Source organism: Paenibacillus sp. GCM10027627 (genome assembly GCF_042675505.1).
Taxonomy (GTDB): domain Bacteria; phylum Bacillota; class Bacilli; order Paenibacillales; family Paenibacillaceae; genus Pristimantibacillus.
This window is the reverse complement of the sequence record NZ_JBHTHB010000008.1, coordinates 100,548-117,105: the sequence shown is the minus strand read 5'-3', so window position 1 is coordinate 117,105 and position 16,558 is coordinate 100,548. Positions and strand designations below refer to the sequence as shown.

At 47.5% G+C, this 16,558-nt stretch carries 13 protein-coding genes; 6 read left to right on the top strand and 7 right to left on the bottom strand.

The window, feature by feature from the left end; all coding sequences use genetic code 11:
- The first annotated feature begins 346 nt into the window (after positions 1 to 346).
- Positions 347 to 1,141: an endonuclease/exonuclease/phosphatase family protein gene (locus ACFQZE_RS22640; protein WP_379361392.1), complete on the top strand. Its 795-nt coding sequence runs from the start codon at positions 347 to 349 to the stop codon at positions 1,139 to 1,141.
- A 98-nt stretch (positions 1,142 to 1,239) separates the two neighbouring features.
- Positions 1,240 to 2,196: a glutaminase A gene (gene glsA, locus ACFQZE_RS22635; RefSeq protein WP_379361390.1), complete on the top strand. Its 957-nt coding sequence runs from the start codon at positions 1,240 to 1,242 to the stop codon at positions 2,194 to 2,196.
- A gap of 136 nt (positions 2,197 to 2,332) precedes the next feature.
- On the opposite strand, the gene ACFQZE_RS22630 is transcribed toward glsA, so the two are convergent.
- On the bottom strand, positions 2,333 to 4,168 hold the full coding sequence (locus ACFQZE_RS22630; protein ID WP_379361387.1) for an ABC transporter ATP-binding protein: 1,836 nt from the start codon (positions 4,166 to 4,168) through the stop codon (positions 2,333 to 2,335).
- The gene (locus ACFQZE_RS22625; protein ID WP_379361385.1) at positions 4,161 to 5,912 is read right to left on the bottom strand and encodes an ABC transporter ATP-binding protein; all 1,752 of its coding nucleotides are present in this window, start codon (positions 5,910 to 5,912) and stop codon (positions 4,161 to 4,163) included. Before ACFQZE_RS22625 ends, ACFQZE_RS22630 begins: the two co-directional genes overlap by 8 nt.
- A 186-nt stretch (positions 5,913 to 6,098) precedes the next feature.
- Here ACFQZE_RS22625 and ACFQZE_RS22620 point away from each other — a divergent pair, with 186 nt between their 5' ends.
- Positions 6,099 to 7,007 (top strand): GGDEF domain-containing protein, encoded by a 909-nt coding sequence (locus ACFQZE_RS22620; protein WP_379361383.1) that lies wholly within the window; start codon positions 6,099 to 6,101, stop codon positions 7,005 to 7,007.
- A gap of 33 nt (positions 7,008 to 7,040) precedes the next feature.
- On the opposite strand, the gene ACFQZE_RS22615 is transcribed toward ACFQZE_RS22620, so the two are convergent.
- Positions 7,041 to 8,324 (bottom strand): ATP-binding protein, encoded by a 1,284-nt coding sequence (locus ACFQZE_RS22615; RefSeq protein WP_379361381.1) that lies wholly within the window; start codon positions 8,322 to 8,324, stop codon positions 7,041 to 7,043.
- A 173-nt stretch (positions 8,325 to 8,497) separates the two neighbouring features.
- On the opposite strand from ACFQZE_RS22615, the gene ACFQZE_RS22610 reads away from it, so the two are divergent.
- Together ACFQZE_RS22610 and ACFQZE_RS22605 are read left to right on the top strand one after the other, a co-directional pair.
- Entirely contained in the window at positions 8,498 to 9,955 is a 1,458-nt protein-coding gene (locus tag ACFQZE_RS22610) for a SpoVR family protein (RefSeq protein ID WP_379361379.1), read from the top strand.
- Between the two features lie 117 nt (positions 9,956 to 10,072).
- The gene (locus tag ACFQZE_RS22605; protein ID WP_379361377.1) at positions 10,073 to 10,552 is read left to right on the top strand and encodes a WGxxGxxG family protein; all 480 of its coding nucleotides are present in this window, start codon (positions 10,073 to 10,075) and stop codon (positions 10,550 to 10,552) included.
- Positions 10,553 to 10,622: 70 nt separating this feature from the next.
- Here the strand turns inward: ACFQZE_RS22605 and ACFQZE_RS22600 are convergent, their stop codons facing one another.
- From ACFQZE_RS22600 to ACFQZE_RS22590, 3 genes are all read right to left on the bottom strand, one after another.
- Complete coding sequence (locus tag ACFQZE_RS22600) at positions 10,623 to 11,141, bottom strand: YhcN/YlaJ family sporulation lipoprotein (RefSeq protein ID WP_379361375.1); 519 nt, start codon at positions 11,139 to 11,141, stop codon at positions 10,623 to 10,625.
- A gap of 70 nt (positions 11,142 to 11,211) precedes the next feature.
- Positions 11,212 to 12,225 carry a protoglobin domain-containing protein gene (locus ACFQZE_RS22595; protein WP_379361373.1) on the bottom strand — a complete coding sequence of 338 codons (1,014 nt, stop codon included), beginning with the start codon at positions 12,223 to 12,225 and terminating at the stop codon, positions 11,212 to 11,214.
- Positions 12,226 to 12,371: 146 nt separating this feature from the next.
- A complete protein-coding gene (locus tag ACFQZE_RS22590) occupies positions 12,372 to 14,267 on the bottom strand; it encodes a PrkA family serine protein kinase (RefSeq protein ID WP_379361371.1) in 1,896 nt (631 codons plus the stop codon).
- Positions 14,268 to 14,503: 236 nt separating this feature from the next.
- Here ACFQZE_RS22590 and ACFQZE_RS22585 point away from each other — a divergent pair, with 236 nt between their 5' ends.
- Complete coding sequence (locus tag ACFQZE_RS22585) at positions 14,504 to 15,223, top strand: DUF2161 family putative PD-(D/E)XK-type phosphodiesterase (RefSeq protein ID WP_379361369.1); 720 nt, start codon at positions 14,504 to 14,506, stop codon at positions 15,221 to 15,223.
- On the opposite strand, the gene ACFQZE_RS22580 is transcribed toward ACFQZE_RS22585, so the two are convergent.
- Positions 15,207 to 16,403 carry an aminotransferase-like domain-containing protein gene (locus ACFQZE_RS22580; protein WP_379361367.1) on the bottom strand — a complete coding sequence of 399 codons (1,197 nt, stop codon included), beginning with the start codon at positions 16,401 to 16,403 and terminating at the stop codon, positions 15,207 to 15,209. The genes ACFQZE_RS22585 and ACFQZE_RS22580 overlap by 17 nt on opposite strands.
- Positions 16,404 to 16,558: the final 155 nt, after the last annotated feature.

Sequence of the window (16,558 nt, the reverse complement as noted above, 5' to 3'; positions counted from 1 at the left end):
GTTGTTGCTTGAAGACTTTCGTCTTCATTTTATTCCATTAATTCTTTTCAGAATTAACAGGGCAGTTTCGCTCGTTGTTCAGTTTTCAAAGAACAATGTTGTTGCTTCATTTCTTTCGTCCGAACCGTGTATCTCTCGGCCGGAATTAGAATATACCATAGGCTTGTTCGATTTGGCAAGCGTTTTTTTAAAAAAGTTTTAAATTCTTTTTTTCACCACCCTTATCGGGCAAAGTGCTTTCACTTAGCGAACATTTGAATTGATTCCATTGCCCCTCGCTACTATTCTTAAATTAGAAGAAGCATTAAATATCAACTTCAACTATATAACGGCAACGGAGGCTTCTATGACAACAGCGACGATTATGACTTTTAACCTTAGAGTAAATACGCCAATTGACGGACAAAACGCATGGCCTTACCGAAAGGAGCAGGCCGCCGAGCTTATTCGAAACATAAATCCTCTTATAGTAGGTACTCAAGAGGGCCGTTACGATATGCTGCATGATTTAGATCAGGCACTCCCTCAATACAAAAGGCTCGGCGAAGGAAGAGCCGGATACCAAAGCGGCAATGAAACGCTGGACGAGTGTTGCGCTATTTTTTATCGGCATGATCAAGTTTCCCTTATTAAAAGCGGGCAGTTTTGGCTTTCGGAACGTCCGGATGAGCCGGCTAGCTTAGGATGGGACAGCAGCTATTCCCGTTTTTGCACATGGGCATTCTTCCAACTCACAGCGTTTCCGCAAAAGCAGTTTTATGTTTTCAACACTCATTTCGACCATATTGGCGATCAAGCCAGAGAGGAAAGCGCCAAGCTGCTTTTAACAAAAATCGCGGACATCACTGAAAATGAAGGCTTGCCATCTATTCTCACAGGAGACTTCAACAGCTTTCCAGAACATGCATCCATTAAACTTCTGAAGGCCGGGTTACAAGATGCCTTTGAAGCGACTGAAACTAACCCGGGCTGTACGTTTCATGATTTTGCAGGCGGAGTACAGGGAGAGCCCATTGACTATATTTTTACAAGCGCCTCACTTAAAATAAAAGAAACGATCGTTCACCGCGACGAGCAGGAAGGGCGTTACCCATCCGATCATTATCCGATATCGGTCTTGCTGGAATGGAGCCTTTCATAAAAACAATAATCAAGCGCCTAAATAAGCATCCTAATTCTATATAAATAGAACAACAGCTGCGCGCCGTCAAAACTGCTTTCTATAGAAGGAGTGCAACCATGCCAACTCGAAACACGCCAATCGATGAGTTCGATATCATTAAACAAAGGATTAACGGCTGGGTGGAATCCAGTAAATTGTGCTGCAAAAACGGGAAGGTGGCTTCGTATATTCCTGAACTGTCGAAAGCGCCTCATGAGGCCATCGGCATTCAGCTTTTGAACGCTCGGGGAGAGATCGCTGCGGCGGGTGACTGCGGCTTGACGTTTACGATGCAAAGCATCTCCAAAGTGTTTACTCTGCTTCTTGCGTTAATGGATAACGGGGAAGATGTTGTTTTTGACAAGGTCGGCATGGAGCCGACGGGAGACAATTTCAATTCCATGCTGAAACTGGAATTAGTGCAGCCGGGCATCCCTTTTAATCCGCTCATCAACGCCGGAGCCATTGTCATTTCGTCCTTAATTGCAGGCGGCAGCGCGGAAGAAAAGTCCGAGCGGGTGCTGCAGTTTTTCCGAAAGCTTTCGAACAATGATACATTGAATTACGACCTTGCCGTTTATCGATCGGAAGCCGAGTCTGCCGATTTGAACCGATCTATGGCGTATTTCCTCAAAGACAACGGCGTTTTGAAAGGAAAAGTCGACGACGTGCTGGACGTTTATTTCCGGCACTGCTCCATTGGAGTCAATTGCGCCGATCTTGCGCGCATGGCGCTAGTGCTTGCATTCGACGGGACCGACCCTATTTCCGGAGTCAATCTTGTACCTAGGCGGTATGTACAAATCGCAAAAACGTTTATGGTCACTTGCGGCATGTACAACGCTTCCGGGGAATTTGCCATCGAAGTCGGCCTCCCTGCCAAAAGCGGAGTCGCGGGCGGAATTCTGACCTTAGTCCCCGGAAAATATGGCATCGGGGTTGTAGGTCCGGCACTCAATCCTAAAGGAAACAGCATCGCGGGCGTCCATTTGCTGGAGACGATTTCGAAAGAAATGGACTGGAGCTTATTTTAGACGCAGGCAACTCATTTTTGATCAAAAGGAGCACTACGGCAGTTGCATAGCGATACAGCTTCTACAGTACAAGCCATAAAAAGAACCTTCTTTCCCGCTTAGACGGAGAAGAAGGTTCTTTCCTGTTATACCCGAATTAAAGATCATGCTGGCCTTGCACGAGGCTGTTGTAAAAGCCGCCCTTCTCCATAAGCTCCTTATGCGTGCCCGACTCCGTAACTTTGCCGTCTTGAAGCACGACAATACGATCCGCTTTTTGAATTGTGTTCAGTCGGTGAGCAATGACAAAGCTGGTGCGGCCGGCCATTAGTCGCTCGAGCGCTTCCTGGATTTTAATTTCAGTTACGGTGTCAATGCTGCTAGTCGCCTCATCCAGCACTAGGATAGCGGGATCCGCCAATATAGCGCGGGCTATGGCAATAAGCTGCTTCTGTCCTTGGCTTATCCCATTGCCGTCTTGCTGGAGCATAGCGTCGTATCCCCCTTTTAACCGGACGATAAAAGGATGGGCGTTAGCACCTTTAGCCGCCTCTTCCACTTCCCGGTCAGAAGCATCGAGACGTCCGTATCTAATATTTTCGCGGATCGTGCCTTCGAACAAAAACGGGTCCTGCAGCACAAAAGCCATCTGCGACCGCAAACTTTCGCGCCGGATATCGGACAGCTTGCGGCCGTCAAGCCAGATGACACCCTGATTCGGCTCATAAAATCGGCTTAGCAGTCCGATCAATGTCGTTTTGCCCGCGCCGGTCGGACCTACAAAAGCTACCGTTTCTCCCGGAGCCGCAACAAAGCTAATGTTTTGCAGCACGTCTCTACTCTCTCCGTAGCTAAAAGAAACCTTTTGAAACTCTACCTTCCCTTTTATATTCGAAATCGACAACGCTTCTTCTTCATCCGCAGCTTCCGTTTCCTCGTCCAATAATTGAAACACCCTCTCCGCTCCCGCAACAGCGGAAAGCAGCGTATTCCATTGATTCGCCAAATCGTTAAGAGGACGTGTGAACTGTCTGGAAAACTCGGCAAAAATAACGATAACTCCAACGGTTACGCCTGAACCGTTCAAAGCCATCATCGAGCCAATCCCGGCTATAAGCGCAAAGCTTAAATTGTTAAGCCCGTTCATCAGCTTTGGTATAAAGCCGGATATGGCCTGTGCCCAATAGCCCGATATGTAAATCCGCTTGCTTCTGCTTTCAAACTCGCGAATGACTCTCTCTTCCTGGGAAAAAGCTTTAATGACGCGCTGTCCAGACAACGTTTCCTCGACGAAGCCATTAAGCTCGCCTAGATTTCGCTGCTGGATTTTGAACAGCCGGCTGGTTCGGCTCGTAATCCATTTCATGCCGAGCAGCATGAGCGGAACAACGGTTAATGTAATAACCGTCATCAACGGACTGAGCGATAACATAACACCAACAATGCCTAGCAGCAGTAAAACGCTGGAGAACATTTGAATAAAAGAGCTGCTGAGCGATGAGCTGACATTTTCGATATCGTTCGTCATCCGGCTCATCAGCTCGCCATGCTGTCTTTTTGCAAAAAACGGAATCGGAAGACGATGAATTTGAAGAAACAAATCACTGCGCATTTGCTTGACGGTAGCTTGGGAGATTCCAATCATCCATACGTTTTGAAACCAAGTAGCTGTGGAATGCAATATAAAAACAACGGCCATTGCGATAAGAAAAGGAACAAACCCGGTCTCCCCGCCCTCTAAAAAAAGATCGATAGCCATGCCAGCCATATATGGACCAATGATGGAACAGGCCGTGCTGAACAAAATAATCGCCATAACGGCAACAAGCCTGGTTCGGTATTGAGCCAAATAGTTCCACAGCCGCTTAAGAGTGGTCAGCGTATGGGCGGCACGCGGCTTTTTACGCTTGTTGCCGTTATGTTCTATAATCCCAATTTGTTCGGCCTCCGAAAGGCGCACCTGTCGAAACGGGTCTCCGAGCTGTTTAAGCATGGGCAGCACCCGCCTTTCTATTTTGTGACCGGAATATTTTTTGGTACAGCTCGGAATCGTTTAACAATTGCTCATGCGTGCCGCTTGCCAGCAGACGACCCTCGTCGAGCAATAAAATGCGGTCTGCGCTCGCGGTTGAGCTCATTTTTTGCGTGACAAAAAGAGTGGTGCAGCCCACTGCTTTCAACCCACGCAGCAGAGCGTTTTCGGTATGTATGTCAAGCGCGCTTGTGCAATCGTCCAAAAGAAGAATGGACGGCTTCCTCACCAGCGCCCGGGCAATCGTCAGCCGCTGCTTCTGGCCCCCCGACAAATTTACACCCTTCTGCCCCACAATCGTTTCGTATCCGTCCTCAAACTGCATAATCGTCTCGTGAATTTGCGCCTTGCGGGCAGCCTCCATCATTTCCTCAAGCGTAGCGTCTTCTTTGCCTCGCCTTATATTGTCAGCCACCGACCCGGTGAACAGCATTATATCCTGCGGCACATAACCGATTCCGTCCCGCAACGAGCGGAGCTTTCTATTTCTCGAATCCAAACCGTCAATCCATATAGCTCCTTCCTGAACCTCATATAGTCTTGGAATGAGCTGAAGCAACGTCGATTTCCCCGAGCCCGTCGCACCAAGCACGGCAATCGTCTCCCCTTGCGCAGCATGGAATGAAATATATTTAAGCAGCGGCTCATCCGTATCCGGATATTGGAAAGCGACATTGCGAAACTGTACCTCGCCTTTGCTTATGAGGTCATCCCAATCGCCCCGATTTGCCAGTAAACTACTTTCCTCCACACCTGTTTCATCACCGTAAGCTTCCATAACCTCTTCAATCCGGCGCGCAGAAGCTTTCGCTTTTGTAAAATGGAGAACGATCATCGACACCAGCGAAAGCGCTCCGGCCGTTCTTGTCGCATAATTGACAATCGCTACAACTTCCCCAACGGTAGCTTCCCCAGTACTTAACTGCGCCCGGCCTATCCATAAAATAGCGATGATGGCTCCATTCATTACTAGCAGAACGATCGGCATCATCAATTCGGTAAATCTTAAAGCGGCTATCGTCCGGCTCGCTAGCCCACTGCTCGCAGCCTCGAACTTTTTTGACTCATGCTGGCTTCTAACAAAAACACGGATCAACCTCATGCCCGTTAAATTTTGCCTCAATATGCCGTTCACTTTGTCCAATTGTTGCTGTACCGCTTGAAAAAGCCCTTCGCCTCGCTTCAAAATCCATACTAAAAACAGTCCGATAAACGGGAGCGCGCCGGCAAACCATATCGCAATACGCGGATTGACGATAAAGGCCATGACCACGCTGCCCGCAACAAACAACGGCGCTCTAAGCATAATGCGCAGCCCCATAAAAACTGTATTTTGAAGCCCTACAATATCGCCTGTCAGCCTAGTCATGAGAGAAGACTGCTGAAACCGGCTAAAATTTGCATACGATAACGATTGTACTTTTTTAAATAGTCCGCCTCTGATGTCAAACCCAAAGCTTTGACTAACATGCGCCGCATAAAATGAACTTAAAATTCCGACCGCAAAAGCGATGACTGCACCGCCCAGCATCACTCCGCCCCAAAGCAGCACAAGATCGGACCGCCCTTGCCTAATGCCTTCGTCTACAATTTTGGCCATTAGCAAAGGCTGCGCCAATTCAATGACAAGCTCTGCCAGCATAAGCGCAACCGCAGCCGCAGCTGCAATCCGATACCTTTTTAAAAAGCCAAACACCGTTCGCATAACCAACCTCCCGCCCTATCTAAGCTGTTCCAAATAAAGGGATACTATTTCCATACGAATGGGGGAAATTCATACTTTTAACCCAAAAAGGTTGAGTCGCATCTAGATTTCGTCTACTATTGATTATAGATTTCTATTGTAGTCGCGAAGACCTATTGCTCTCACCATACGGCAGGAGTTGAGAAAATGAGCAGCTCTATACGCTCTCTTGAGGAAGCAGCCGAGAGGCTGATTACAAGCCTAAAGCCAATCCTCGACATCAACACGATCTGCATCACTTTAGTCGATCATAGCATGACAAACCGAGTTATCCAATCCTACAGCCGCCAAAACATCATTATTCCAAACGGCATGGCCATGCCGCTTTTCCCCATATCGGAACCGCCGCACCACCCCATTGTTGTGACCACCATTGCGAATATGCAGAATGATTACCGAACCTCAGCCTCAGAAGCGGCCAAGCTTTGCGGAATTGGCTCTATTACCGCCTTTACGATTTTTAATCACGATTGCTCCAAGGCGCTCGGATCGATTTGCTTGCTGAATGAAAGTCCAATTGAACTGACCGATTCAGTAATGGAAGCTTTGCTTGCCCTATCGTCCATGTACAAATATATGATTGAACTTGAAAACGATAGCTTAACGGACAGCTTGACTGGCCTGTACAACCGAAGATATTTGTCGCATCTAACCAGCACCGGCTCGGACAAGCAATACAGCGTGCTCTTTATCGATATTGACGATTTCAAGGAAGTAAACGACCGATACGGGCATGATACCGGCGATGCGCTTCTGCAAGAAGTTGCAGAGAGGCTCCGGGCACTTATTCGCAAATCGGATGTGCTTGTCCGCTACGGCGGCGATGAATTCCTTGTTTGTCTGCATCATGTTATCGATAGTCAAGACATGACGGTCGTCTCCGATAAAATCAAACTTGCGCTCAAGCAGCCTTATTTGATCGACGGACAATTTGTACACATCTATGCCAGCGTAGGCATCAGCAGCAAATACGGTGGAGGCTCGGCCTTAAAGAAACTTATATCGGATGCAGATCAATCTATGTACGTCGTCAAAAGTCTAGAAAAAAACCATTGATCCCCAAAAGGATTCAATGGTTTTTTTCTAGGCTTACGTTTCGGAGGGATGAACGCGCAGCAAATGAATCTCACAAATGGTGCCTTGATTGGGCTTGCTTCGAAATAATATTTTACCGTTCATCGCTTTTACCAAATTCATCACGACCATAAGTCCCAGCCCCGTACCACTGTCTTTTGTCGTAAAATACGGCTTTCCGATCCGCTTAAGCTGCTCGCTGCTCATTCCGACACCGGTATCGCGAATTAAAATTTGCACTTGCTCTTGCACAATACGGGTATGTACGGTAAGCAATCCCCCGTCCGCCATCGATTCAATCGCGTTTTTCATAATATTGAGAAGGCATTGCTGAAACTGCTTGGATTGAGCTTTCACGAAAGGTGTCTCTTCGGACATATGGTGTGTCACAATGGATACATTTTTTTGGACGGAATAAGGTTGAAGCCATTGCACAATGCTTTCGATTTCTTGCTTGACGTCTAGCGGCTTCGGTATTTCCAAATTAGGCTTGGAGTAGTTTAAATATTCCGTAATGATGTTGTTGGCATGATCCAAACCTTCAAAGGCGTATTTGCGGTATTTTTCAAAATTTTCCTTAGACAGCTTGTCCATGTTCATAAGCTGCAAAAAACCTCGCGCAGTCGTCAATGGGTTGCGAATTTCATGCGAGATGGATGCGGCAAGCTGGCCAATGGATTGATATTTTTCAGACAAGATCAGTTCCCGATGAAGCTTTGCCTGATCTTGTACAAACAAATACATGACGGGAAGCAGCTGCGAGGTCGCAATCATGGACAAAGTCATCCAAATCAGCTCTTCGTAAGTCAGGCCGATGCCTTCATTCATAATCCAATGCTGCGAACCGAGATAGACGACCAAATAAGCGATGATCGACAATGCGGAATATAACGCCAGACGCCAATAAGCCATCCATTGAAGCTTGCGGCTGAGCAGCATTCCAAGTCCCGTCAAAACAAGACAGCTTGCCGTCAAAGAGATCCAATTATGGTTGAACAAAATGACTCCTGCCAAAACAATAAAGGCTCCGCTCGCCGCACTGGCTAAATATCCGTTTAAATACATAGTCAAGAGCAAAAAAGCGGGCGCCACGAGCAAGGCGTAAAAATGCGGAGTTACATCCTCTAAAAACAAATACAAGGAAAATACGCTAACGGCAATACCCAAAAACAGCAGCTGCCTCTTATCGTGCGAAAGCCTCAGCCTGGACAATAATATCAGATAAAGCAGACCTGAGGCTGCCGCGTATATCCAAACTTGAATAAGCGGAACCGCAACCGATTGGATCAAAAACGTCAATCCCTTCCTGCATAGTTCTTCAGAATCATCCTGTTTCGATCTTAAAACCTATTCGACGCCCGCTACGCTATCCCTTCTGGGCGTCAAAAAACCGATTCCAGGTTTCTCATATCCTTCAATGATAATTCATACATATGGTATGAAACGCATTTATCCACACGGAGGGATGAGAAATGAATCAGGATGAGATTCGCGAGCTGGAGCGAGCCATCGATGAAATAACGGAGATCGCCAAAGGATTCGGACTCGACTTTTATCAAATGAGGTACGAAATCTGCCCCGCCGATATTATTTATACATTCGGAGCTTATGGAATGCCGACCCGCTTCAGCCATTGGAGCTTTGGGAAAACGTTTAATAAAATGAAAATGCAATACGATTTTGGTCTAAGCAAAATTTATGAGCTCGTAATCAACTCCAACCCCTGTTATGCCTTTCTTTTGGAGGGCAACTCCCTCATCCAGAACAAACTGATTGTCGCTCACGTTTTGGCACATTGCGATTTTTTCAAAAACAATGCCCGCTTCGGCGTGTCCAACCGGAATATGGTGGAGAGCATGTCCGCAACAGCCGATCGGATTCACCAATATGAAATGCAATACGGCTCCAGCGCAGTTGAAAAATTTATCGACTCCGTTCTTGCCATTCAGGAGCATGTCGACCCCACTCTTATTAAACCGTATCAACTGGATAAAAAGCGCTATATCGAAATGAACCAAAAAGAACGCGAGCTTTCAGGGAGCCTCACTGAAAACCGAAAAGCAGGCTATGAAGATTTATGGGAGCTGGATGTGGAAGCCGTTGCAGAAGAAAAAGCTTTGGCAGAAGCCGCGGCCGCCGAAGCAAAACGTTTTCCGCCAAAGCCGGAAAAGGACTTGCTTTGGTTCATTGAAGAGTACTCTCCCATCCTGGAAGATTGGCAGCGCGATATTATGACGATGCTGCGCGATGAGATGTTGTATTTCTGGCCGCAGATCGAAACCAAAATTATGAATGAAGGCTGGGCTTCCTACTGGCATCAGCGCATTATACGGGAAATGGATTTAACTAGCGATGAAACCATTGAATTCGCTAAACTAAATTCTTCCGTCGTTGTGCCGTCCCGTCACAGCTTGAACCCTTATTATTTGGGTTTGAAAATTTTCGAGGATATTGAAAAGCGATGGGACAATCCAACGAAAGAAGAGCAGGGACGGTTCCGGAGACAGCCGGGCAAAGGTCGGGAAAAAATATTTGAAGTGCGGGAGTTTGATTCCGATATATCGTTCCTGCGCAATTATTTGACCAAAGATTTGGTGGACGATCTGGACTTGTACATTTTCGAAAAAAAGGGGCCGGAATGGAAAATTACCGATAAGTCATGGGAAAACATTAGGGATCAGTTAGTTTACTCTAAAGTAAATGGGGGATTCCCAAGCCTTTCTGTAAAAGACGGTGATTTTAATCGGACTGGCGAGCTTTATTTAAGCCATAACTATGAGGGAACGGAACTGGATTTAAAATATGTGGAGCGGACTCTTCCTTACGTTGTACAGTTATGGGGGAAAAACGTTCATTTGGAAACGAGTGTGGAGGATAAAAAGATTGTCTTTAGCTGCGATGGCAAAAAAACGAGCCGTAAATTCGTTTAAGTACCCGTTTTAAAACTTACCATCCCATAAGCTGTACCCGGCTTGCATACGGACATCCCAAATAGCCAAACATAAGCCCGGAACAAAATTCAGCTTAGAGAGGGATGGATCAATCGCATGAAAAAAGCCGGATTTCTTGCCATTTTATTCGCTAGCTGTTCTTTCGCCTTGGCAGTACCCGCTGCACACGCCAATACGGCGGTAGTGGAGCCAAACGGTACGGTTGTCACATCTCCAGCGCCGTATAACAACAATTTGGCGAACGATATTAACCGCGGGTACAACACCATGAAAAACGATGTGAACCGTGCGACGAACCGCGTTGAATACGACGTGAACCGTGCCACGAACCGGGCCGAATACGACGTAAATCGCGCCGCAGACCGTGTCCGCACAAACGTTAATTCCGTTACAGACGGCAATTATAAAGCCCGCAATTATGACGGTTATAACCGCGTAAATACGTTGAACAATCATAACCGTTACCGGACAAACGCAACTACAACTACAAAAACCGGCTTTAGCTGGGGCTGGCTTGGCCTCATCGGTCTGTTTGGTCTAGCCGGCATGAGAGGCCGCGACCGCGACCGCGTTTAAACAAGCATAAACTAAAAACCTTCGCCTCCTGCCAGTTTTGGCGGGAAGCGAAGGTTTTTCTTCATAATACTTAACGCCGCTTTACAATGGATTGATCAATCACTTTGGCTAAAGCATCAATATCACGATTGAGCAAATCTTTGCGCTCGTGGCCTTTGGCGGTTTTGGAGCTGACGCTTATAATTTTGTTGCGCAGCGTTTCGTCAGCCGTCACATGGTAATCAAACTCCGCATACTGCCAGTGCAAAGCGGATGTCACCTGCTTTTCAATGATTTTTCTCTTCCCAATATCGTCCACTTCAATACCGACGAGTACGTCTCTGTCATTCATGACGATATTGGCCTTATCCACGCCAGGCACCTGCTCCGCAATGCGGGCCAGCTGATCGGGCGTCACTCGAAGCTCGCCGTTTGCCCGATGTTTCCTCGCCTCTTCCGGCACTTGAATCATATCGGCCTGTCCACGTGAATGCTGCCTTGTCGTTAAATTATTTTCGGTATTTTTGGCATAGCTGCACCCGCCTGCCGTCATTAACGATCCTGTAAGCAGCAAAACGGCACATGCTAATTTGGCTTCCGTCCTCATCATATAAAAAACACCTCCGTATATGCTCTTAACATGTACGAAGGTGTATGAAATATACATGATTGCTTGAGTACTATTGTTGATTCAACAAGCTTAAATCTTGAGCTACTTTTTCCACCATTTGAACAAATGAAGCAAGCTCTTGCGATCGTGCAGCCTGATTGCGTGCTTCAATGGACGTATGCTCCGATTCGGCTCTTACATTGCTCAGCTTCTTTTCGATTTCTTCAAGTTTGGTATTAATGCCTTCCAGCGCGCTTCTGGACGATGCCGCAAGTTTCCTTACTTCATTGGCGACCACTTCGAAACCTCTGCCATGCTCGCCCGCTCTAGCCGCTTCAATAGCTGCATTAAGACCAAGCAAATGAGTCTGATCGGAAAAGCCGCGGATCATCGTTCCCATTTCGTGAATGCCGTCCAGCTCGCCCCTCAGCTCTCCAAGCAGCGTATGTGTTTTGTCTTGGGATTGAGACGTGGATATGGCTGTAGCCGCAATCATTTGCGCGCCGTCATCCAACTCGACGATAAGGGAAGCAAGCTCTTGCGCAGCGGATGTTACCGTCAGCAGCATATTGCTTCTGGAATCGGCTAAATCTTGAATCTTTTTTTGCTCGTGCTGATTGTAGGCTTCAAGTACAAATTGGGAATCGAGATTAAACATTTTGGTAAGGGCGTATACAACGGATGGCCACCGATCGGGTATGGTCCGTTTCAGTATATCTGTCGCAATATCAAGATAAGTCATATAGGAGCCCAAATACCAATCTGTTGTTAATCCAATCCGCGAGTGGACAGCCCCTATCCGAATGCGGTTTTCGATAAAGGCTTCATCGATCACTCCATCCGTCAATGACAACCAATAAATTCTTTGGGTTTCCTTCAGTCTTTCCACATTGCTGACTTTATTAATGAGAGCTACCAATTCGGACTGAGCGCCGATCTGATCGTAAAAACGGTCCACAACCTCATTTACGACTTGCTCGAAAACCGGTCTGCAATTTTGAAGCAATTGCAGGTCTTCTTCCTTTATACCGGTGTAAGCCAGTTGTATACGGCGATTTGCAGATACATTAATCAAGATGTACACGGCTCCTTGACGTATAATGTTAGGTCTATTACCTATTATATCGGTAAACCCGCAAATTCCATAACCCTTTTCTGGTAAATGAAAAAAAGCTTTTGCCGCGGCGGCAAAAGCTTTTTTGTCCTGCTATTCTTGGAGTTAGAGTTTGATTAGCGGTTTAAGAGGCTTCCCACGTATCTTAGCAGCTCATTGGCGCATACCGGGCAATAAAGGTGATCGTCGATCAACCGTTTTGTTACCTCATTAATTCTTTTGAGCTGATTTTCATCTGGCGTCTTGGTGGAGGTCGTAATTTTCACGATATCTTTCAAATCGGTAAACAGCTTTTTCTCCACCGCTTCCCGCAGCCGTTCGTGGCTCGTGAAGTCGAACTTTTTCCCTTTGCGGGAGTAAGAGGAGATTCGAATCAATATTTCTTCGCGGAACGCTTTTTTAGCGTTTTCCGATACGCCGATCTGCTCCTCAATCGACCTCATCAGCCGCTCATCGGGATCCATTTCCTCCCCAGTTAACGGGTCTTTAATTTTCGCCCAGTTGCAGTAAGCCTCGATATTGTCCAAATAGTTTTCAAACAGCGTTCTTGCAGATTCTTCAAAGGAATAAACAAACGCTTTTTGAATTTCCTTTTTGGCCAAGCTGTCATACTCTTTCCGTGCGATCGAAATAAAGTTCAAATACCGCTCCCGCTCATCTTTCGTTATCGAAGGATGCTGATCGAGTCCGTCTTTAAGCGCCCGCAGCACATCGAGAGCATTGATGCACTGCATATCCTGTTTAATAAGCGCGCTTGAAATCCGGTTAATGACATAACGGGGATCGATGCCCGACATGCCCTCTTCAATATATTCGTTTTGCATCTCTTTGAGGTCGGCCTCTTTGAAGCCCTCTACCTCTTGACCGTCGTACATGCGCATTTTTTTGACCAGATCCATCCCTTGTTTCTTTGTCTCCTTGAGACGGGTCAAAATAGAGAAAATGGCCGCCGAGCGTAGCGCATGAGGAGCAATATGTATGTGCCTCATATCGCTTTGAGAAATGAGCTTGGAATATATTTTTTCCTCTTCCGAAACTTTAAGGTTGTAGGGAATCGGCATGACAATCATTCTAGATTGGAGAGCTTCGTTTTTCTTGTTGCTTATAAAAGACTTATATTCCGATTCATTTGTATGCGCAATAATTAACTCATCCGCGCTTATAAGCGCGAAACGCCCCGCTTTGAAATTGCCTTCTTGCGTGAGAGACAGCAAGTTCCACAAAAACTTCTCGTCGCATTTCAGCATTTCCTGAAACTCCATCAGACCTCGGTTCGCTTTATTAAGCTCGCCATCGAACCGATAAGCGCGCGGATCGGATTCCGAGCCGAATTCCGTAATGGTCGAAAAGTCAATGCTGCCGGTCAGATCGGCAATATCCTGCGACTTAGGATCGGATGGACTAAAAGTGCCGATGCCGACCCGATTGTCTTCCGAAATAAATACCCTCTCCACCAAAACATCTTCAATGCTGCCTCCGTATTCCGTTTGCAGCCGCATTTGGCAAGAAGGACATAGATTGCCTTCTATCCGCACGCCCAGTTCCTTTTCAATTTCCGGCCTAAGCTCCTGCGGTATGAGATGCAGCGGGTCCTCATGCATCGGACAGCCTTTTATGGAATAAACAGCGCCCCTCTCCGTCCGGGAAAACTTCTCAAGCCCCTTTTTGAGCATAGTTACAATTGTGGATTTGCCCCCGCTGACGGGTCCCATTAGCAGCAAAATCCTTTTTCGCACATCCAGCCTGCGGGCGGCGGAATGAAAATATTCCTCGACCAGTTTCTCTACGGCGCGATCCAGGCCAAATATTTCTTGTTCGAAAAACTTATACTTTTTGCTGCCGCCTGTTTCCTCTACGCCATAGGATTCAATCATCTCGTACACCCGCGCATGTGCGGTTATGGCGGGGGAGGGGTCCTTCCTCAATTTCTCGATATACTCCTTGAAGTTCCCTGTCCACGCCAGCCTTTCGCTCTCCGCCTGATATTCCGATATCCGCTTGAAAATGTCCATGCCGTGCCTCCTCCCATCGCTTCCGCTTTCCGCTATTTCCTCTCCGCTCGGGATTGATTCCAATCGATAACCTAGTGGTCCTTCTTTTTTTGAAGTATTACATTCCTATGCTTATACCAACAGGAAATTGACCACTATTTTATTCGGAGTTCGCGCATTTATCGACAAGCGCGCCCTTGCCTCTGATATAATCGAGTGGAATACACGGGATGCCCCATTGGAGAGGAGCAACAAAAGTGGCCGTCAAACGGGAGGAAGAACTGTACGAGCCCATCAAACGCTATTATGAGCAAAAGGGATACAGCGTCAAAAGCGAGGTTCTGCATTGCGATCTTGTTGCCGTTCATCCCGAACGAGACCATACCGTCATCGTCGAAATGAAAAAAACGTTTACGCTTGCGCTGCTGCTGCAAGGAATTGAACGTTTGCGCATAAATGGGGAAGTCGTTTTGGCTGTGGAGAGAAACCGCAAAAAAAGCGGAGCCGTTAACCAGCGTTTTGGCGATCTCGCGGAGCTGTGCCGGATGTTGGGAGTTGGTCTCATGACCGTGACCTTTTATAAAACAAAGCCGCCTTTTATTGAATTTTTGTGCGAGCCCGGCGAGCCGCCTATTCGGGGGCTGCGTCATCGGAAACGGCAGCGGATGCTTATGGAATTTAAAGAGCGCAGCGGCGATTATAACGTGGGCGGCAGCACGGGGCGGAAGCTCGTGACCGCGTTCCGCGAACGAGCGCTGCGCTGCGCCTTTGTTCTAAATAAAAAGGGGCCGTCCGCACCTAGAGAGGTTGCGGCGGCCACTGGCTACAGCAGAAGCGGCGAATTGCTTCGCGCCAATTATTATGGATGGTTCCAACGTCTCGAACGCGGCAAATACGGCTTGCTCCCTGAGGGAGAACAAGCGCTTGCCGAATACGGCGACGTCATTGCGGACTGGGCCGCTAGCTTCGAACGGTAAACTCTGAAATAGCTTCCATTAGGCGCGCAACGCCCTGTTCCGTACGCGCGCCTTTGTTATGCGTATAATTGAGGCGCGCCGTATTACGCTCCGGATCGGCCGCATAGAAGGAGATTCCCGGTACAAAGGCGACACCCTTCTGCACAGAGCAGCGCAGCAGCGCTTCTGCATCCAATCCTTCAGGCAGATCGACCCACAGGAACATGCCGCCTTTTGGCTTGATCCAGCTTAGTCCCGGTACCGCCTGACGACGCAGCAAGCCGTCCATTTCCAGCATCCGCTCGCCGTATTCTTTGGAGATAAGCGCAATATGCGCATCTAGATCAAACTGCTCCAGCAGACGGCTCAAAATTTGCTGGTCCATCGTACTGGAATGAAGGTCGGCCGCTTGTTTGGCTTTCGCCATCATCCCGATGACGCGTTGATCGCCAATGGCCCAGCCAGTACGAAGTGCAGGAGCAACTGTTTTCGAAAATGTGCTTGTGTACAATACAGCGTTGTTTTCCGCCTTGCCGCCTAATGAAAATAAAGAAGGAAATGAGTCCTCGTCATTAAACTTGATTTCTCCGTAAGGATCATCCTCGATAATGAGCATGCCGTATTGCTGGCAAAGAGAAAGAATCCGTTTGCGGCGCTCCAGGCTCCATACCTTGCCGGTCGGATTGCTGAAAGTGGGCACTGCGTACAGGAGCTTAGGATTGTGCTTGCGAATCAGCTCTTCCGCCGATTCCGGAATGATGCCGTCCGCATCGCTTTCAGCGGCGACGACGTTTAGTCCATGCAATGCAAATACTTGCAAACTGGCCAAATAAGTCGGCTTTTCTACAAGTATCGTATCGCCCGGCTCCGTCAGCACCCCAATAAGCAAATCTATCGCTTGCTGAGAGCCTGTCGTCAAAATCATTTCGTCGGCATTAGCCAGCATCCCTTTTGCCGCCATTCTGCCGCTCAATTGTTCCCTGAGGGGCAAATACCCTTCCGTCAGCCCGTATTGCAGCGCGCCTGTACCCGCCGCGAATACACGGTCGGCCGCTTCGCGTACCGCTTGAACCGGAAACAATTCTTCCGCGGGCAATCCGCCTGCAAACGAAATCATATCTTTGCCTTGCGTCAATTTGAGTATGTCTCTAACAGCCGATGACTGCAGCTGCGATACCCTTGTCGAAAACCGGTATTCCATCCTTTAGCTCCTCCTAAACGTAACGTGCTTAAACATGCTTTAATACTTCTATCCTCTATGTTAACAATGTGTTCACAACTTTTAAAGTTTTCTTTTTCCCCACAGTTGGTTATAATAAAATCAGCTAATTGGAGGTGTCAAAATTATGAACTTTA